At 70.6% G+C, this 17358-nt stretch carries 18 protein-coding genes; 13 read left to right on the plus strand and 5 right to left on the minus strand.

Annotated features, from left to right (window positions below; genetic code table 11):
- Window positions 1-100: 100 nt before the first annotated feature.
- Window positions 101-448, minus strand: coding sequence for a hypothetical protein (locus AC27L4_RS26800; RefSeq protein WP_487145627.1), 348 nt, complete (start codon window positions 446-448; stop codon window positions 101-103).
- Window positions 445-1014 (minus strand): winged helix-turn-helix transcriptional regulator, encoded by a 570-nt coding sequence (locus tag AC27L4_RS26805; RefSeq protein ID WP_487145628.1) that lies wholly within the window; start codon window positions 1012-1014, stop codon window positions 445-447. The genes AC27L4_RS26800 and AC27L4_RS26805 overlap by 4 nt, the downstream gene beginning before the upstream one ends.
- Before the next feature lie 98 nt (window positions 1015-1112).
- Here AC27L4_RS26805 and AC27L4_RS26810 point away from each other — a divergent pair, with 98 nt between their 5' ends.
- Window positions 1113-1691 (plus strand): dihydrofolate reductase family protein, encoded by a 579-nt coding sequence (locus AC27L4_RS26810; RefSeq protein WP_487145629.1) that lies wholly within the window; start codon window positions 1113-1115, stop codon window positions 1689-1691.
- Window positions 1692-1701: 10 nt separating this feature from the next.
- Entirely contained in the window at window positions 1702-2361 is a 660-nt protein-coding gene (locus tag AC27L4_RS26815; RefSeq protein WP_487145630.1) for a glutathione S-transferase family protein, read from the plus strand.
- 363 nt (window positions 2362-2724) lie between these two features.
- On the opposite strand, the gene AC27L4_RS26820 is transcribed toward AC27L4_RS26815, so the two are convergent.
- From AC27L4_RS26820 to hutC, 3 genes are all read right to left on the minus strand, one after another.
- On the minus strand, window positions 2725-3291 hold the full coding sequence (locus AC27L4_RS26820) for a HutD/Ves family protein (protein WP_487145631.1): 567 nt from the start codon (window positions 3289-3291) through the stop codon (window positions 2725-2727).
- Between the two features lie 5 nt (window positions 3292-3296).
- Entirely contained in the window at window positions 3297-4970 is a 1674-nt protein-coding gene (gene hutU, locus AC27L4_RS26825) for a urocanate hydratase (protein WP_487145632.1), read from the minus strand.
- A gap of 79 nt (window positions 4971-5049) precedes the next feature.
- Complete coding sequence (hutC, locus tag AC27L4_RS26830; RefSeq protein WP_487145678.1) at window positions 5050-5811, minus strand: histidine utilization transcriptional repressor HutC; 762 nt, start codon at window positions 5809-5811, stop codon at window positions 5050-5052.
- Window positions 5812-5928: 117 nt separating this feature from the next.
- Between hutC and hutF the strand changes: the two genes are divergently transcribed.
- From hutF to AC27L4_RS26885, 11 genes are all read left to right on the plus strand, one after another.
- Window positions 5929-7308, plus strand: coding sequence for a formimidoylglutamate deiminase (gene hutF / locus AC27L4_RS26835; RefSeq protein WP_487145633.1), 1380 nt, complete (start codon window positions 5929-5931; stop codon window positions 7306-7308).
- A 41-nt stretch (window positions 7309-7349) separates the two neighbouring features.
- The gene (locus AC27L4_RS26840) at window positions 7350-8201 is read left to right on the plus strand and encodes a transporter substrate-binding domain-containing protein (RefSeq protein ID WP_487145634.1); all 852 of its coding nucleotides are present in this window, start codon (window positions 7350-7352) and stop codon (window positions 8199-8201) included.
- A 201-nt stretch (window positions 8202-8402) separates the two neighbouring features.
- Window positions 8403-9125 (plus strand): ABC transporter permease, encoded by a 723-nt coding sequence (locus AC27L4_RS26845; protein ID WP_487145635.1) that lies wholly within the window; start codon window positions 8403-8405, stop codon window positions 9123-9125.
- A 10-nt stretch (window positions 9126-9135) separates the two neighbouring features.
- Complete coding sequence (locus tag AC27L4_RS26850) at window positions 9136-9882, plus strand: ABC transporter permease (protein WP_487145636.1); 747 nt, start codon at window positions 9136-9138, stop codon at window positions 9880-9882.
- The gene (locus AC27L4_RS26855; protein ID WP_487145637.1) at window positions 9879-10679 is read left to right on the plus strand and encodes an ABC transporter ATP-binding protein; all 801 of its coding nucleotides are present in this window, start codon (window positions 9879-9881) and stop codon (window positions 10677-10679) included. The genes AC27L4_RS26850 and AC27L4_RS26855 overlap by 4 nt, the downstream gene beginning before the upstream one ends.
- Before the next feature lie 30 nt (window positions 10680-10709).
- Window positions 10710-12206, plus strand: a complete 1497-nt coding sequence (locus AC27L4_RS26860; protein WP_487145679.1) for an HAL/PAL/TAL family ammonia-lyase — start codon at window positions 10710-10712, stop codon at window positions 12204-12206.
- 18 nt (window positions 12207-12224) lie between these two features.
- Window positions 12225-13427: an imidazolonepropionase gene (gene hutI, locus AC27L4_RS26865; RefSeq protein ID WP_487145638.1), complete on the plus strand. Its 1203-nt coding sequence runs from the start codon at window positions 12225-12227 to the stop codon at window positions 13425-13427.
- Window positions 13424-14971: a histidine ammonia-lyase gene (hutH, locus tag AC27L4_RS26870; RefSeq protein ID WP_487145639.1), complete on the plus strand. Its 1548-nt coding sequence runs from the start codon at window positions 13424-13426 to the stop codon at window positions 14969-14971. The genes hutI and hutH overlap by 4 nt, the downstream gene beginning before the upstream one ends.
- Window positions 14972-14976: 5 nt before the next feature.
- Window positions 14977-16152 carry an N-methyl-L-tryptophan oxidase gene (gene solA / locus AC27L4_RS26875; protein WP_487145640.1) on the plus strand — a complete coding sequence of 392 codons (1176 nt, stop codon included), beginning with the start codon at window positions 14977-14979 and terminating at the stop codon, window positions 16150-16152.
- Window positions 16153-16175: 23 nt separating this feature from the next.
- Window positions 16176-16973 (plus strand): N-formylglutamate deformylase, encoded by a 798-nt coding sequence (gene hutG, locus AC27L4_RS26880; protein ID WP_487145641.1) that lies wholly within the window; start codon window positions 16176-16178, stop codon window positions 16971-16973.
- A 111-nt stretch (window positions 16974-17084) separates the two neighbouring features.
- A complete protein-coding gene (locus tag AC27L4_RS26885; RefSeq protein ID WP_487145642.1) occupies window positions 17085-17357 on the plus strand; it encodes a type II toxin-antitoxin system ParD family antitoxin in 273 nt (90 codons plus the stop codon).
- Window position 17358: the final 1 nt, after the last annotated feature.

Consider the following 17358-nt stretch of genomic DNA (forward strand, 5'->3'; position numbering starts at 1 on the left):
AAAGTCTGCCGTTGAGGATCGGCCAGGGACTTCGTCGATCCGGAAGGGGACGATTGCAGCCGATATCGGGAACATCGGCTGCAATCGACGGCATCAGGCCTCAAGGGCAATGCTCGACCAAATCCGTGCGTCCGTCCATGGTGATGCGGAGTTTCCTGCCGACTTCGACCATCTCGATGTGCCCGGCACTTTCAACGCCATCCAATATGCATCGCAGGTTGGAGCGGAGCGCTTTGCCGACCTTTCTCCAGCCCACTATCTTGCAATCGAGATCCGCGATCTTGAGCCGGTCGTCATCGTGAAACGTGAACGTGATCCCGGACAGATGCGTGCATGTCTGCGCCCAGATTCCCTCAAATCGCTGATCGGCGAAGGCAGCCTCTGCATGGAGCGAACCCGCCAGGACACAGGCGGAACACGCCAGCCTCCACCTGTGGAGCCGCTTCATCGGTTTCCGTCTCCGCGCATAGGGCCCGGCTGGACCCGGGGCGAAGACGTCTTTGCGCTCGCTCCTGCTGCTTCGGCCGCCTTGCGCGCCATGACCGCTTCATACGCCGCCTGAAGCTGGGCGAGGACCGAGGGGCCGCTGGGCGGCGCGTCGAGGTGGAGGCTGCGCAGCTCCGCCATGAACGCCTCCCACAGCGGCGGCCCGCCCTCTTCCAGGAGCTGGGCGCGGATCGACAGTTCCTCCGAGACCTCGGTATGGCGACGGCCCCAGGCTCCCATCTGCGCCAGCAGCGGCACGAGCTGAATGGCGGGCTCGGCCAGGCTGTAGATCGCCTTCTGTCGATGGCTCGGATCGTCGCGCCGGGTGAGCAGCCCCGACTCGACCAGCCGCTTCAGCCGGTCGGCCAGGATGTTGGACGCGATCCCCTCCTCCGAGCGGTTCAGCAGCTCGCGATAATGGCGGCGGTTCCCGAACATGATGTCGCGGATGACGATCAGGCTCCAGCGATCGCCCAGCATCTCCAGGGTCAGGTTGATCGGGCAGCCCGACCGGTGGGAACCTTCCATCGCAAAAAACTCCAACAAGAGTGCTTGCAAAATAGGACCGGAATCGGTAGAGAGCAACTACTTGTGATTTGAAAGCAGTTGCAATCCAAGGAGGAACCATGGCCAAGCTGATCCTGTCGATGTTCACCAGCCTCGACGGCTACATCGAGAAGCCGAACGGCACCTTCGTGCCGCCGGCCTGGTCCGACGATGTCGAGCGCAACTGGTCCGGCTACGCCCTGGCGCGGGCCGGCCATCTGCTCTACGGGCGCACCAATTTCCTGTTCAACAAGGCCTTCTGGAGCGCAGCCGAGACCGACCCGGCGAGCCCCGCCGCCGGCATCGCCTTTGCCGGCACAATGAACCGCCTGCCCAAGACCGTGTTCTCCACCACGCTTTCCGGCGATCCCGGCTGGAACGGCACGCTGGTGAGCCGGGACCTGCCCGGCGCCATCGGCCGGCTGAAGCGGGAGGCGGCGGGCGACCTCTATTTGTTCGGCGGCGCGGGCCTGGCCAACAGCCTCGTCGGCCTCGACCTCGTCGACGAGTACAGGTTGATGGTGACGCCCGAGCTGTTCGGCGACGGCAAGCGCCTGTTCGAGCCCGGACGCCCGGGCTTCGGCCTCAGCCTGCTGGAGGCGCGGCCTCTCGACACCGGCGCCGTCATCCTGCACTACCGTCGTGACCGGGACGCGTGAGGAGGCCGACATGACCATCAAGCTCTACGCCCACCCCTTCTCCTCCTACTGCCAGAAGGCGCTGATCGCGTTCTACGAGAACGACATTCCCTTCGAGTTCCTGATGCTCGCGCCCGATCATCCCGAGGTGCTGTCCGAGTTCGCGGCGCTCTGGCCGATCCGGCGCTTTCCCGTGATGGTCGACGACGGCCGCGCCGTGATGGAGGCGAGCATCATCATCGAGCATCTCGGCGTGCATCATCCCGGCCGGGTGCGGCTGATCCCCGAGGATCCCGGCGCCGCGCTCGAGGTGCGCACCATGGACCGCTTCTTCGACAACTACGTCTCGACGCCGCAGCAGAAGATCGTGTTCGACGCCATCCGTCCCGCCGAGGCCCGCGACGCCTATGGCGTCGCCGAGGCGCGGACGATGCTCGACACCGCCTATCGCTGGCTCGACGGCCACATGCAGGGGCGCGAATGGGCGGCGGGCGAGGCCTTCAGCCTGGCCGATTGCGCCGCGGCGCCGGCGCTGTTCTATGCCGACTGGACCCACCCGATATCGGCGGAGTTCGGCAACGTCCACGCCTATCGCCGGCGCCTGCTCGCCCGGCCGTCCTTCGCCCGGGCGGTGGACGGGGGCCGGCCCTACCGCCCGCTCTTCCCGCTCGGCGCGCCGGACAGGGACTGAGAGCTGGCCGGCTCCAGGCGCGACGTCGACCGATCCCTTCCCCTTGCGGGGAAGGGTAAGGGATGGGGGTCGTGGACATGGGGCTCGTCCTATCCTGCACAACCCCCACTCTTTATCCCTCCCCGCAAGGGGGAGGGAAGACGCAGGCGTCGCGCCAAGTCCGTCATGGAGCCGTCTCGCCCACAGGGTGGTTGCACGAAACTGGCTCGCCTCGCCGTGCGAGAGTCCAGTTCCCGGCAGGCGCCTCGGGAATGTCGGTCCGGTCGTCCGGGAGGGTCGTGAGCTTTGCCAGTTGCTCGAGGCGTTCGGCACCAAGCTCCGTCCTGCCCATCCCGCCTCCCACTATGGCTGGCCACCTTCCGGTCACCGACGATACGCCCTGAGGTCGATCCGAGCCAGGACACCCCAGCCGGCGAGTTCGACCCGCCCCGGCTCGGGCAGGATCAGGAGGTCGCCCTCGCCGATCCGATGATGCTCGGCGCCGCAGTCCGCCGTCCAGTCGCCGGCGAGCGCCAGCAGCAGCACCCGTTCGGCGACGTCGAAGGCGGCGGCGGCGTCGAGGATCGTCACCGTCGCCGCCACCCGGCCCCGTGCCGTCATGACGTTGAGGTCGCGCGAGGGGCCGCGCACATTCTCGGCCCGCGTGTCCCAGTCGCCGGAGAAGGCGACGGGCGCCAGCATCTCCAGCGGCGCGACCCGACCGTGGCCGCCGAAATCAAGGTCGAAGCCGGGGCCGTGGGTCAGGGTCAGAGTCCGGTCGATGCCGGGAAAGTGCGAGAAGACGCCGCCCTCGACCACGTCGGCCTGCGAGACGCGCCACAGCATCGCGCCGGAGGCGTCGTCCTCGCGGGCGAGCTCGACGGTGACGCCCTTGCCGTTGCGCCAGGGCATCGCCGTGTAGTCGCCCGCCGTCAGGTGCCGGACCGGCATCGGCGTCAGCGCGCCAGCATCGGCAGGTCGAGGCCCTGCTCGCGGGCGCACTCGATGGCGATGTCGTAGCCGGCATCGGCATGGCGCATCACGCCGGTGGCCGGGTCGTTGGTCAGCACCCGCTTCAGCCGGCGGTCGGCGTCTTCCGAACCGTCGCAGACGATGACCATGCCCGAATGCTGCGAGAAGCCCATGCCGACGCCGCCGCCGTGGTGCAGCGACACCCAGGTCGCGCCCGAGGCGGTGTTGAGCAGGGCGTTGAGCAGCGGCCAGTCCGACACCGCGTCCGAGCCGTCGCGCATGGATTCGGTCTCGCGGTTGGGCGAGGCGACCGAGCCGGAATCGAGGTGGTCGCGGCCGATCACCACCGGGGCGGAGAGCTCGCCCTTGCGCACCATCTCGTTGAAGGCCAGGCCCAGCAGCGCCCGGCGGCCGAGGCCGACCCAGCAGATGCGTGCCGGCAGGCCCTGGAAGGAGATGCGCTTCTTGGCCATGTCGAGCCAGTTGTGCAGATGCGCGTCGTCGGGGATCAGCTCCTTGACCTTGGCGTCGGTGCGGTAGATGTCCTCCGGGTCGCCCGAGAGCGCCGCCCAGCGGAACGGGCCGATGCCGCGGCAGAACAGCGGGCGGATATAGGCGGGCACGAAGCCGGGGAAGTCGAAGGCCTGGAGTTCGCCCTCCTCCAGCGCCATCTGGCGGATGTTGTTGCCGTAGTCGAACACCGGCACGCCCTGGGCGTGGAAGTCGAGCATGGCGCGCACATGCACCTTCATCGAGGCCTTGGCGGCGGCGGTGACCGCGGCCGGCTCGGTGCGGGCGCGCTCGCGGTATTCCTCCCAGGTCCAGCCGGCCGGCAGGTAGCCGTTGAGCGGGTCGTGGGCCGAGGTCTGGTCGGTGACGAGGTCGGGGCGGATGCCGCGGCGCACCAGCTCGGGCACGATCTCGGCGGCGTTGCCGAGCAGGCCGATCGAGACGGCCTCCTTGCGGGCGCAATGCCCGGCGACCTCGGCCAGAGCCTCGTCGAGCGAGGCGGCCTGCTTGTCGAGATAGCGGCTGCGCAGGCGGAAATCGATGCGCGACTGCTGGCATTCGATGTTGAGCGAGACGGCGCCGGCCATGGTGGCGGCGAGAGGCTGGGCGCCGCCCATGCCGCCGAGGCCCGCGGTCAGCACCCAGCGTCCGGCGAGGCTCCCGCCATAATGGCGCCGGCCGGCCTCGACGAAGGTCTCATAGGTGCCCTGCACGATGCCCTGCGAGCCGATATAGATCCAGGAGCCGGCCGTCATCTGGCCGTACATCATCAGGCCTTCGGCATCGAGGGCGTTGAACTTCTCCCAGGTCGCCCAGTGCGGCACCAGGTTGGAGTTGGCGATCAGTACGCGCGGCGCGTCGGCATGGGTCTTGAACACGCCGACCGGCTTGCCCGACTGCACCAGCAGCGTCTCGTCGTTCTCCAGCCGCTCCAGCGTCTTGACGATGACGTCGTAGCACTGCCAGTCGCGGGCGGCCCGGCCGATGCCGCCATAGACCACGAGCTCCTTCGGGTTCTCGGCGACGTCCGGGTCGAGATTGTTCATCAGCATGCGCATCGGCGCTTCGGTGAGCCAGCTCTTGGCCCGGAGCGTCGTGCCGCGCGGAGCACGAATGTCGATGTCGCGATAGCGCGTGTTGGTCAGCATTGATGGGGCTCCCTGACTTGCATATACAAGTTATGCAAATCCAAGCCACCTTGTCAATCTCGACGCAAACACCGGCCTCTCATGATCGGCCGGCGAGCTGGCGACTCTGCAGCCGATAGCGTCCGCCGGGAATGAGCAGCCGCACCGAGGTGACGACACGGTCGCCCGCGAAGGTCCGCCGCCGCATGGCGATGCACGGATCGGTGCGGCTCATGGCCAGGAGGCGGGCCTCCCAGGCCGCCGGCAGCACCGCCTCCACCTCATGCTCGGCCTCGGTCCAGGCGGTCACGCCGCTCAGGAAGAGATTGGGCGTCACCCGGGTGAAATCCTGGCGGATATAGTCCGGCGCCACATCCGGATTGACGTAGCGCTCCTCGAGCTGGACCGGGATGTCGTTCTCGGAATGAATGATGATTGAATGATAGACGAGATCGCCGATCTCGCAGTTCAAGGCATCCGCCACCTCCGGCGACGCCCGGACCTCGTCGAGGATCACGACCTTTGCCGAATGGACATGTCCGCGCTCGGCAATCTCCTCGGCGATGTTCTTGACCTCGAAGATGCTCGACTGCCCCTTGCCGTCGGCGACGAAGGATCCCAGCCCCTGGATGCGCACCAGGCTGCCCTCCAGCGCCAGCTCGCGCAGGGCCCGGTTGACGGTCATGCGGCTGACGCCGAGCTCGGCCACCAGCTCGTTCTCCGAGGGAATGCGGTGGCGCGGCGGCCACTCGCCGCTATGGATGCGAGCCAGGATCATCCGCTTGACGCCGGCATAGAGCGGCGCATCCCCGCCGCCCAGGGCCACAGCCGCCTGCCCGACGTCCACTTCCTCCGCCCCCATGCCGCCCTTCTCCGCCTCGCTTCGGGATTTTGAACGAATCATTGTCGCGACCGCTTGCATCCATCGTGGATTCGGCTATCATTCTTGTATGTACAACTAGACCAGCCGCTACAGACAATGACACACTCTACCCCCCGTTGTCTCTACGCCGAAAGAGCCCTTTTGCCGGACGGCTGGGCCGAAAATGTCGCCATCGACATCGCTGCGGACGGGACGATCGAGGGCGTGAGGACCGCCGCGCCGCGCGACGGCGCCGAATCGGCGGCGGGTCCCGTGGTGCCGGCCATGCCGAACCTGCATTCCCACGCCTTCCAGCGCGCCATGGCGGGCCTGGCCGAGGTCGCCGGCGCCGGCGACGACAGCTTCTGGACCTGGCGCGAGGAGATGTACCGCACGGTGCTGCGCCTCTCGCCCGACGAGGTCGAGGCGATCGCGGCCCGCCTCTATGTCGAGATGCTCAAGGGCGGCTACGGCGCCGTCGCCGAGTTCCATTACTTGCACCACGACACCGACGGCCGCGCCTATGCCGATCCGGCCGAGATGTCCAAGCGCATCCTTGCCGCCGCCGGCCGCACCGGCATCGGCCTCACCTTGCTGCCGGTCTTCTATGCCCACGGCAATTTCGGGGGGGCGCCGGCCGGCCCCGGCCAGCGCCGCTTCCTGCACGACGTCGACGCCTTCCTGAAGCTCATGGCGGCGCTGCGCCCGGCCTGCGACGCGGCCGGCGCCACGCTCGGCTATGCCTTCCATTCGCTGCGCGCCGCCACGCCGGCCGAGATGCAGGCGATCCTCGCCGCTGCCGGCACCGCCGCCGCCATCCATATCCACGTCGCCGAGCAGGAGAAGGAGGTGGCCGACTGCCTCGCCTGGTCCGGGCGGCGGCCGGTCGAATGGCTGCTCGACGAGATGCCGGTCGACCGGGGCTGGTGCCTGATCCACGCCACCCATGTCGACGCCGGGGAGACGGCCCGCCTCGCCCGTTCCGGCGCCGTGGCCGGGCTCTGCCCGGCGACCGAAGCCAATCTCGGCGACGGCATCTTCCCGGCGGTCGCCTTCGCCGCCGCCGGCGGGCGCTACGGCATCGGCACCGACAGCCATGTCGCCACCGGCGTCGCCGAGGAGCTGCGCCTGCTCGAATACGGCCAGCGCCTGCGCGACCGCCGCCGCAACCGCCTGGTCGGCGGCCCCGGCACCTCGGTCGGGCGCACCCTGGCCGGGGCGACGCTCGCCGGCGGTGCCCAGGCGCTCGGCCAGAAGCTCGGCGCCATCGCCCCCGGTTACCTCGCCAGCCTGGTCGTGCTCGACGGCACCGATCCATACATCGAGGCCGCCACCGGTGACCGCATCCTCGACCGCTGGCTGTTTGCGATCGGCGACCGCGCCGTGCGCGACGTCATGGTCGCCGGCCGCTGGCGGATCCGCGACGGCCGGCACGAGCAGGAGGACGAGATCGACCGCGCCTTCCGCGGCGTGCTCGCCAGCCTCGCCAAAGCTTGAAAGAAGGTCCGACAGGGACCGAACACGGAGGGAAGACCGATATGAACATGCCCCGTCTCGTCCTCGCCGGCGTCGCGGCGCTGGCCACGCTTGTCGCCGTGCCGCTCGCCCAGGCGAAGGAATGGAAGTCGATCACCATCGCGCTCGAGGGCGCCTATGAGCCCTGGAACCTGACCAACCCCGACGGCTCGCTCGGCGGCTTCGAGCCCGAGCTGATCCAGGACGTCTGCGGCCGCGCCAAGATCGAGTGCAAGCTGATCACCCAGGAATGGGACGGCATGATCGCCGCGCTCAATGCCGGCAAGTTCGACGTGATCATGGACGCTCTGTCGATCACCGACGAGCGCAAGAAGGTCATCGCCTTCACCACGCCCTACGCCGCCACGCCCGCCGGCTTCGCCGCGCTGAAGAGCGGCCCGCTCGCCAACCTCGCCGGCACCGGCACCACCGTCCGCCTCACCCTCGACGCCGCCGAGCAGAAGAAGGCGAGCGAGGCGCTGCGCACCGCCCTCACCGGCAAGACCATCGGCATCCAGGCCGCGACCATCTACGCCAAGTACGTCTACGACAATTTCGGCGACGTCGCGACGGTCCGCGAATACAAGACCTCGGCCGAGCGCGATCTCGACATGGTCGCCGGCCGCATCGACGCCGGCTTCGACGACGAGACCTATTTCCTCTCCGCCTTCTCCAAGGCCGACAACGCCGACCTCGCCTTCACCGGCCCGGCGATCGTCGGCCCGATCTGGGGCGAGGGCGAGGGCCTCGGCCTGCGCCAGTCCGACCCCGAGCTGAAGGCGATCCTCGACCCGGCGATCAAGGCGGCGCTGGCCGACGGCACGGTCAAGAAGCTGTCCGAGAAGTGGTTCAAGGTCGACGTCTCGCCCAAGTGAGGCGAGACTGACACGCGGGGACGGCGGCGCTCCGCCCGCCCCGGGATCGTCCCGCGCTCGCCCCGGCCAGGACGGGAGCCCCGGCAACGCCGGGAGCCTCCCTCCGGCCCTGGCGGCAGCGCCGGGCCGCATCCCGTGGCCGGCCACCCGCCGCCCCCCGGCACGGCCCGCCTTCGCGCCATCCTTGGGGAGACGTCCTGCATGACCCTCGTCGATCTCCTGCGATCCGGCTTCAGCGGCTGGACCGGGCTGTTGCTGATCGCTGCGCTGATGACCCTCGCCGTCACCCTGGCCGCGCTCGCCATCGGCGCGGCGCTGGGCTCGCTGGTCGCCTGGGGCAAGCTCTCGCAGAACCGCCTCGCGCGCCTCGCCGGCGACGCCTACACCACCCTGTTCCGCGGCGTGCCCGAGCTCCTGGTCATCTATCTCGTCTATTTCGGTGGCTCCCACGCCGTCACCAGCATCGGCCAAGCCTTCGGCATCGAGGGCTTCCTCGGCCTGCCCTCGTTCCTGGCCGGCGCGCTGGCGGTCGGGGTGATCTCCGGTTCCTACCAGGCGGAGGTCTATCGCGGCGCCTATCTGGCGGTGTCGCGCGGCGAGATCGAGGCGGCGCGGGCGATCGGCATGCACAAGCTGCTGCGCTTTCGCCGCATCATCGCCCCGCAGGTGATGCGCTTCGCCCTGCCGGGCCTGGGCAATGTCTGGCAGCTCTCCCTCAAGGACTCGGCGCTGGTCTCGGTCACCGGCCTCGCCGAGCTGATGCGCACCAGCCAGCTCGCTGCCGGCTCGACCCGGCAATATTTCCTGTTCTATATCGTCGGCGGCGCGCTCTACCTCGTCCTCACCTCGATGTCCGACCGCGTCTTCGGCGTGGCCGAACGCCGGGTGAACCGCAGCTTCCGCGGCGGCATCGGCCGGGCTTGAGGAGGCAGCCATGGATGTCGCCTTCCTCGCCGAGACCCTGGGCAAGCTCCTTGCCGTCGTGCCCACCACGCTCGGGCTGTTCGCCCTATCCGTGCTGATCGGCGCCATCCTGGCGGCCGGCATCGTCTGGATGCGCGTCAGCGGCATCGCCCCGCTGGAGCGCTTCGCCCGGGCCTATGTCTTCGTCTTCCGCGGCTCGCCGCTGCTGATCCAGATGTTTCTGCTCTATTACGGGCTCGGGCAGTTCAGCGCGGTCCGCGCCAGCATCTTCTGGCCGATGCTGCGCGAGCCCTTCGCCTGCGCCGTGATCTCTCTGGCACTGTGCACCGCCGGCTACACCGCCGAGATCTTCCGCGGCGGCCTGCTCGCCGTGCCGCCGCGCGAGATCGAGGCGGCCCGGGCCTGCGGCATGTCGGGCTTCCTGCTGCTGCGCCGGATCATCGCGCCGATCGCCCTGCGCCAGCTCCTGCCGAGCTACTCGACCGAGATCGTGCTGATGGTGAAGTCCACCGCGCTTGCCAGCCTGGTCACGGTCTGGGAAGTGACGGGCGTGGCCCAGCGCATCATCTCCCAGACCTATCGCACCATGGAGGTCTTCCTCTGCGCGGCGGCGATCTATCTCGTCCTCAACTTCATCCTCGTGCGGCTGATCGGCCTGATCGAGCACCGCCTGTCGCCGCATCTGCGCGCGCCGCCGCAGCCCGCCGGCCCCGCCATCGCCACCGTCCCGGCCAAGAGCCTTGGAGATGTCCCATGACCGGTCCTTCGGCCTCGACCGCCAGCGCCGCGACGCCGGCGCTCTCGGTCCGCAACATCAAGAAGAGCTTCGGCGCCCTGCAGGTGCTCAAGGGCATCTCGCTGGATGCGCATGAGGGCGACGTCATCTCGATTCTCGGCTCCAGCGGCTCGGGCAAAAGCACGTTCCTGCGCTCGATCAACCTCCTGGAGACGCCGGACGAGGGCGAGATCACCGTGGCCGGCGAGACCATCGCCATGCACCGGCGCCGCGACGGCCGCTACGAGCCGAGCGACCGCCGCCAGGTCGACCGCATCCGCTCCGAGCTCGGCATGGTGTTCCAGAGCTTCAATCTCTGGTCGCACATGACCATCCTGGAGAACCTGATCGAGGGGCCGGTGCACGTGCTCAAGCGCCCGCGCAAGGAGGCGACTGAGCTGGCCGAGTCGCTGCTGGCCAAGGTCGGCATCGCCGACAAGCGCCACCACTACCCCGCGCACCTCTCCGGCGGCCAGCAGCAGCGCGCCGCCATCGCCCGGGCGCTTGCCATGCAGCCCAAGGTGATGCTGTTCGATGAGCCGACCTCGGCCCTCGACCCCGAGCTGGTCGGCGAGGTTCTGCGCGTCATGCGCCAGCTTGCCGAAGAGGGCCGCACCATGCTGGTCGTCACCCACGAGATGAGCTTTGCCCGCAACGTCTCCAGCCGCGTGATGTTCCTGCACCAGGGCCTGGTCGAGACCGAGGGCACGCCGCAGGAGGTCTTCGGCGAGCTGAAGTCGGAGCGCTTCCGCCAGTTCGTCTCCGGCTTCGGCAAGTAGACCATGGCCGACCAGCAGGTGCAGCGCGCCATGCCGCCGATCGTCCTCGATGCCCCGATGCGCTGGAGCGAGGTCGCCGCCGTCGCCGAGGGCGCCGAGCTCCGGCTCGCCGCCGGCGCCCGGCCGCGCATCGAGACGGCACGCGCCATCGTCGAGAGCATCGTCGCGCGCGGCATCCGCGCCTATGGCGTCAACACCGGTGTCGGCGCCCTGTCCGACGTGGTCGTCGACCGGCCGCAGCAGCGGCGCCTGTCGCGCAACCTCCTGATGAGCCACGCCTGCGGCATCGGCGAGCCGCTCGGCGCCGCCGAGACGCGCGCCATCATCACGGCGCAGGTCAACAACTTCGCCCATGGCCGCTCCGGCGTCCGGCCGGCTGTGGTCGACCACCTGCTGGCGCTGCTCGCCGCCGACGTCCTGCCGCTGGTGCCCTCGCGCGGCTCGGTCGGCTATCTCACCCACATGGCCCATATCGCCCTGGTGCTGATCGGCGAGGGCCGTGCCCGCGCGGGCGAGGACATCCTGACCGGCGGCGAGGCGCTGGAGCGCCTCGGCCTGCCGCCGCTGGTTCTGGAGGCCAAGGAAGGGCTCAGTCTGGTCAACGGCACGCCCTGCGCCACCGGCCTTGCCGCCCTGGCGCTCGCCCGCGCCGCCCGGGTGCTGGACTGGGCCGACGCCGCGGCGGCGATGAGCTTCGAGACCCTGCACGGCCAGGCCCGCGCCTTCGATCCGGAAGCGCTGGCGCTACGCGTCTCGCCGGGCCTGGAGGCCGTCGGCCGGACGCTGCGCGCCTATCTCGCCGGCAGCCCGATCCTGGCCGCCGCCGCCGGCGCGCGCACCCAGGATGCGCTCAGCCTGCGCGCCGTGCCGCACGTGCACGGCGCCGCCCGCGACGTCTTCGCCGAGGCCGCGGCCGTGGTCGACCGCGAGCTCGCTTCCGTCACCGACAACCCGATCCTCGCCGGCACGCCGGAGGCGCCCGAGGTCTATTCGGCCGCCCATGCGGTCGGCCCGGCCGTCGGCCTGGCGATGGATTCGCTCGCCATCGCCGTCGCCGAGGTCGCCGCCATGGCCGAGCGGCGGCTCGACCGGCTGGTCAACCCGCATGTCAGCGGCCTGCCCGCCTTCCTGGCCGCGCCCGGCGGCGCCGCCTCCGGCTTCATGATCGCGCAGTACACAGCGGTGTCGCTGGTCGCCGAGAACCGGCGCCTGGCGGCGCCCGCCAGCCTCGACGGCGGCATCACCTCCGGCCTGCAGGAAGACCACCTCGCCCATGCCACGCCGGCAGCCTGCAAGGCGCTGTCGATCATCGGGAATGCCGAGCGTATCCTGGCGATCGAGCTGATGGCGGCGGCGCAGGCCTACGACCTGCAGCCGGGCCCGGCCGCCCGCGCCCCCGGCACGGACGCGCTCTACCGAGCGCTGCGCGCCGTGGTCGCCGCCTATGCCGACGACCGGCCGCTGGCCGACGACATGGACCTGCTCTGCGGGTTCATCCGCCGCGTCCCGCCGCGGCGCCCGCACTGACCGTTCGAGGAGACTGCCATGGACACGCTCTGGCGCAACGCCCGCCTCGCCACGCTCGAAGCCGACAGGCCCGGGCTCGGCGTGATCGAACAGGGAGCGATCGCCGCCGAGGACGGGCGCATCGCCTGGGTCGGACCGGAGAGCGAGCTGCCCGGCGACCTCAGGCCGGCCCGGACCGTCGACCTGGAAGGCCGCTGGGTGACGCCCGGCCTGATCGACTGCCACACCCACCTCGTCCATGGCGGCGACCGGGCGCTGGAATTCGAGATGCGGCTCGCCGGCGCGAGCTACGAGGAAATCGCCCGGGCCGGCGGCGGCATCGTGTCGACCGTGCGGGCGACCCGGGAGGCCAGCGAGGCCGAGCTGGTCGCCTCGGCCCTGCCGCGGCTCGACGCACTGATCGCCGAGGGCGTGACCACGGTCGAGATCAAGTCCGGCTACGGCCTCGACTTCGAGGCCGAGCGGCGCATGCTCGCCGCCGCGCGCCTGCTCGGCAGCGAACGCCCCGTCACCGTCACCACCACCTATCTCGGCGCTCACGCCCTGCCGCCCGAGTCCAGGAACGACCGGGCCGGCTATCTCGACCGCGTCTGCCGCGAGGTCATGCCGGCGCTGGCCCATGCCGGGCTGGTCGACGCCGTCGACGGCTTCTGCGAGGGCATCGCCTTCTCGCCGCAGGAAATCGCCCGGGTCTTCGCCGCAGCCGGGGAGCTCGGCCTGCCGGTCAAGCTGCATGCCGACCAGCTCTCCAACCTCAACGGCGCCCGCCTCGCCGCCGAGCACGGTGCCCTTTCGGCCGACCACCTCGAATACACCGACGAGGACGGCGCCGCGGCGATGGCCGCGGCCGGCACGGTGGCAGTGCTGCTGCCCGGCGCCTATTACGTGCTGCGCGAGACGCAACTGCCGCCGGTCGAGGCACTTCGCCGCCACGGCGCCAGGATCGCGGTCGCGACCGACTGCAACCCCGGCACCTCGCCGATCACCTCGCTGCTGACCACGATGAACATGGCGGCGACGCTGTTCCGCCTCACGGTCGACGAATGCCTCGCCGGCGTGACGCGCGAGGCCGCCCGCGCCCTCGGCCGTCTCGGCGAGGTCGGCACGCTCACCGCCGGCAAGTGGTGCGACCTGGCCGTCTGGGACGTCGAGCGCCCGGCCGAGCTGGTCTACCGCATCGGCTTCAACCCGCTTTCACACCGCATCTGGAGAGGACGATGACCATCGCCTTGCAGCTTCAACCCGGAACCGTGTCGCTGGACACCTGGCGCGCCGTCTATTTCGGCGCCGAGGCGACGCTCGACCCGGCCTGCCGGCCGGCGGTGGAGGCCGCTGCCCGGACGATCGAAGAGATCATCGCCAAGGGCGCGCCCGTCTACGGCATCAACACCGGCTTCGGCAAGCTGGCGAGCGTGCGCATCCAGGAGGCCGACCTCGCCACCCTGCAGCGCAACATCGTGCTGTCCCACGCCGCCGGCGTCGGCGAGCCGCTGCCCGTGCCGGTGGTGCGGCTGATCATGGCCCTGAAGCTGGCCAGCCTGGCGCAGGGCGCCTCCGGCGTACGCTGGTCGACGATCGAGCATCTCGCCGCCTGCCTGGAGCGCGGGCTCGTGCCCGTCATCCCCGGCCAGGGCTCGGTCGGCGCCTCGGGCGACCTCGCCCCGCTGGCGCACATGACGGCGGCGCTGATGGGCGTCGGCGCCTTCTTCGTCGAGGGCCGCACGGTGCCGGCCGAGGCGGCGCTCGCCGGTGCCGGCCTCGAGCCGCTGGTGCTCGGCCCGAAGGAGGGGCTGGCGCTGCTCAACGGCACGCAGGTCTCCACCAGCCTGGCGCTCGCCGGCCTGTTCGAGGCCGAGCGCGTCTTCCAGGCGGCGCTGGTCACCGGGGCGCTGTCGACCGACGCGGCCCGCGGCTCCGACGGGCCGTTCGACCCGCGCGTCCATGCGGTGCGCCGCCATCGCGGCCAGGCCGAGGTCGCCGCCGCCCTGCGCGGCCTGATGGCCGGCAGCGCCATCCGCGCCTCGCACCTCGTCGACGACGAGCGCGTCCAGGACCCCTATTGCCTGCGCTGCCAGCCGCAGGTGATGGGCGCCTGCCTCGACCTCCTGCGCCAGGCCGCCGACACGCTGGCGATCGAGGCGAACGGCGTCTCCGACAATCCGCTGGTGTTCCCGGCGCAGGGCGAGGTCATCTCCGGCGGCAATTTCCACGCCGAGCCGGTGGCCTTCGCCGCCGACATGATCGCCATGGCGATCTGCGAGATCGGCTCGCTGGCCGAGCGGCGCGTCGCCATGCTGGTCGACCCCGCCCTCTCCGGCCTGCCGGCCTTCCTGGCGCCGAAGCCCGGGCTGAATTCCGGCTTCATGATCCCGCAGGTGACCGCCGCGGCCCTGGTGTCGGAGAACAAGCAGCGCGCCTATCCGGCCAGCGTCGACTCGATCCCGACCTCGGCCAACCAGGAGGACCATGTCTCCATGGCGGCGCACGGCGCCCGCCGGCTGCTGCCCATGGCGGAGAACGCCGCCCACGTCATCGGCATCGAGCTGCTCGCCGCGGCGCAGGGCTGCGACTTCCACGCCCCCCTCGCCTCCAGCGCCCGGCTGGAGCAGGCGCGGGCGCTGCTGCGCGCCGACGTGCCGCACCTGGAGGACGACCGGCATTTCGCGCCCGACATCGAACGCGCCTCGGCGCTCGTGCGCTCCGGCGCCCTCGCCGACCGGATCGAGGCCGGGCTGCTGCCGGGCGTGGCAAGGCAGGCCGCGTGATGGGCGTGGCCGACGAACCCCGCTTCGACGTCGCGGTGATCGGCCTCGGCGCCATGGGCGCCAGCGCGGTCGCGCACCTGGCCGCCCGCGGCGTCAGGGTCGTCGGCATCGAGCGCTTCGGACCGCTGCACGACCGCGGCTCCTCGCATGGCGACAGCCGGATCATCCGGCTCGGCTATTTCGAGGCTCCCTCCTATGTGCCGCTGCTGCGCCGCGCCTACCGCAACTGGCGGGCGCTGGAGGCGCGGGCGCGCGAGCCGCTCCTGACCATCACCGGCGCGCTGTCCATCGGCCGGCCGGAGACAACGATCGTCTCCGGCATCCTCGCGGCCTGCCGCGAGCACGGCCTCGCCCATGAGGTGCTCGACCGCGCCGCCATGGCCGAGCGCCATCCCGCCCATGCGCTCGACGCCGACGAGATCGCGGTGCTGGAGCCGGAAGGCGGCTTCCTCCGGCCCGAGGCCGCCACCCTGGCGGCCTTGCGCGCCGCCGGCGAGGACGGCGCCGTGCTGCGCTTCAACGAGCGCGTCACCGCCGTCGAGCCCGGCGACGGCGGCGTCACCATCGTCTCCGAGCTCGGCCGCTACCGGGCCGGCCGCGTCGTCGTCGCCACCGGTTCGCACATCGCCGGCCTCGTGCCCGAGCTCGCCGGGATCGCCGAGCCGATCAAGCAGGTCGTCGGCTGGTACCAGCCGCGCGACGGCTTCGTCACCAGCCTCGGCCGCATGCCGGTGTTCCTGCGCGACGAGGGGCCCGAGGGCTCGTTCTTCGGCTTCCCGGTGATCGGCGCCGACGGCGTCAAGATCGGCAGGCACACGCATTTCCGCGAGGCGATCGACCCGGAACAGCCCAATCCGCCGGTCAACGCCGCCGACCGGGCGCTGCTCGACGCCTACATCGCCCGGCGCGTCCCGGCCGCCGCGGGGGCATCGGTGCGATACGTCACCTGCCGCTACACCATGCTGCCCGACTCCGTCTTCCTGATCGACCACACCCCGGCGGAGAAGCGGATCATCGTCGCCTCGCCCTGCTCGGGCCACGGCTTCAAGTTCGCCAGCGTGGTCGGCGAGATCCTGGCCGACCTCGCCACCGAGGGCGGCACGGCGCTGCCGATCGAGATGTTCTCCTTCGCGGCGCTGGCCCGCCGCCGCGCCGGCGCGGCTGCTCCGGCCATCGCATGACAGCCTGAACAGAGGAAGCCTCCATGACCTGGCTCACCGTCCATCGCGGCACCGCGCCCCTCCTCGTCAGCCTGCCGCACACCGGCACCGCCATCCCCGACGCCATCGAGGCACGGCTGGTGTCGCTGCCGCTGGCGCGCAAGGACACCGACTGGTGGATCGAGACGCTCTACGACTTCGCCGCCGGCCTCGGCGCCACCGTGGTGCACACGGCGATGTCGCGCACGGTGATCGACGTCAACCGCGACCCGTCCGGCGCCTCGCTCTATCCCGGCCAGGCGACGACCGAGCTCTGCCCGACCACCAGCTTCGACGGCGAGCCGCTCTACCGCCACGGCCTGGAGCCCGACGCCGAGGAGGTCGCCGGCCGGCGCGAACTCTATTTCGCGCCCTACCATGCCGCGCTCTCGGCCGAGGTCGCCCGCCTGCGCGACCTGCACGGCCGCATCGTCGTCTATGACTGCCACTCCATCCGCTCGCGCATCCCGCGCCTGTTCGAGGGCGAGCTGCCGCATTTCAACATCGGCACCAACGGCGGCGCCACCGCCGACCCGGCGGTGCAGGCGCTGGTCGAGCGGCACTGCGACCGCCCGCCGTTCTCACGCGTCAGCAACGGCCGCTTCAAGGGCGGCTGGATCACCCGCCACTACGGCAATCCCGGCACCGGCGTGCACGCCGTGCAGATGGAGCTCGCCTGCCGCGGCTACATGGACGAGGCCGACGGCCCGGAGCCGACGCCCTACGACCCCGCCCGCGCCGCCCCGATGCGCGCCGTGCTGGAGCCGCTGCTGGCGGCGCTGCGGGACTGGGCCGCGGGGTAGGAGGAGCGACGGCAGCCGGGGACGCCGCCCCTGGCCTGGGCCATGTCGCGTTTCACTTATCCCCGGTGTGCCGATCGCATACCGTGAGGACGATTGATGAGTGAGAGTTCCATGGCCGCCGTCGAAAAGATCACCATTGCGCTGACCTCGGAAATGGCCGGATTCGTCCGCCATGCCGTCGAAGCCGGCGAGTACGCCTCGACCAGCGAGGCCATCCGCGAAGCCGTGCGCGAATGGAAGGAGCGCCGCGATCTGCTGGGTTACACAATCGAGGACCTGCGTGCCCTCGCACAGGAGGGCATCGACAGCGGCGACGCTGGCGAGTTCGATCTTACCGCGTTGAAGCAGGAGGCTCGCACCCGCCTGGTTGCCCGCAAGGGCTGAG

It is taken from the genome of Labrys sp. Lb11 (assembly GCF_057554225.1).

Excerpts from the sequence above, each read along its gene's own strand:
- AC27L4_RS26800 (WP_487145627.1), bottom strand. The coding sequence starts at position 448 with ATGAAGCGGCTCCACAGGTGGAGGCTGGCGTGTTCCGCCTGTGTCCTG.
- AC27L4_RS26805 (WP_487145628.1), bottom strand. The coding sequence starts at position 1,014 with ATGGAAGGTTCCCACCGGTCGGGCTGCCCGATCAACCTGACCCTGGAG.
- AC27L4_RS26810 (WP_487145629.1), top strand. The coding sequence starts at position 1,113 with ATGGCCAAGCTGATCCTGTCGATGTTCACCAGCCTCGACGGCTACATC.
- AC27L4_RS26815 (WP_487145630.1), top strand. The coding sequence starts at position 1,702 with ATGACCATCAAGCTCTACGCCCACCCCTTCTCCTCCTACTGCCAGAAG.
- AC27L4_RS26820 (WP_487145631.1), bottom strand. The coding sequence starts at position 3,291 with ATGCCGGTCCGGCACCTGACGGCGGGCGACTACACGGCGATGCCCTGG.
- hutU (WP_487145632.1), bottom strand. The coding sequence starts at position 4,970 with ATGCTGACCAACACGCGCTATCGCGACATCGACATTCGTGCTCCGCGC.
- hutC (WP_487145678.1), bottom strand. The coding sequence starts at position 5,811 with ATGGGGGCGGAGGAAGTGGACGTCGGGCAGGCGGCTGTGGCCCTGGGC.
- hutF (WP_487145633.1), top strand. The coding sequence starts at position 5,929 with ATGACACACTCTACCCCCCGTTGTCTCTACGCCGAAAGAGCCCTTTTG.
- AC27L4_RS26840 (WP_487145634.1), top strand. The coding sequence starts at position 7,350 with ATGAACATGCCCCGTCTCGTCCTCGCCGGCGTCGCGGCGCTGGCCACG.
- AC27L4_RS26845 (WP_487145635.1), top strand. The coding sequence starts at position 8,403 with ATGACCCTCGTCGATCTCCTGCGATCCGGCTTCAGCGGCTGGACCGGG.
- AC27L4_RS26850 (WP_487145636.1), top strand. The coding sequence starts at position 9,136 with ATGGATGTCGCCTTCCTCGCCGAGACCCTGGGCAAGCTCCTTGCCGTC.
- AC27L4_RS26855 (WP_487145637.1), top strand. The coding sequence starts at position 9,879 with ATGACCGGTCCTTCGGCCTCGACCGCCAGCGCCGCGACGCCGGCGCTC.
- AC27L4_RS26860 (WP_487145679.1), top strand. The coding sequence starts at position 10,710 with ATGCCGCCGATCGTCCTCGATGCCCCGATGCGCTGGAGCGAGGTCGCC.
- hutI (WP_487145638.1), top strand. The coding sequence starts at position 12,225 with ATGGACACGCTCTGGCGCAACGCCCGCCTCGCCACGCTCGAAGCCGAC.
- hutH (WP_487145639.1), top strand. The coding sequence starts at position 13,424 with ATGACCATCGCCTTGCAGCTTCAACCCGGAACCGTGTCGCTGGACACC.
- hutG (WP_487145641.1), top strand. The coding sequence starts at position 16,176 with ATGACCTGGCTCACCGTCCATCGCGGCACCGCGCCCCTCCTCGTCAGC.
- AC27L4_RS26885 (WP_487145642.1), top strand. The coding sequence starts at position 17,085 with ATGGCCGCCGTCGAAAAGATCACCATTGCGCTGACCTCGGAAATGGCC.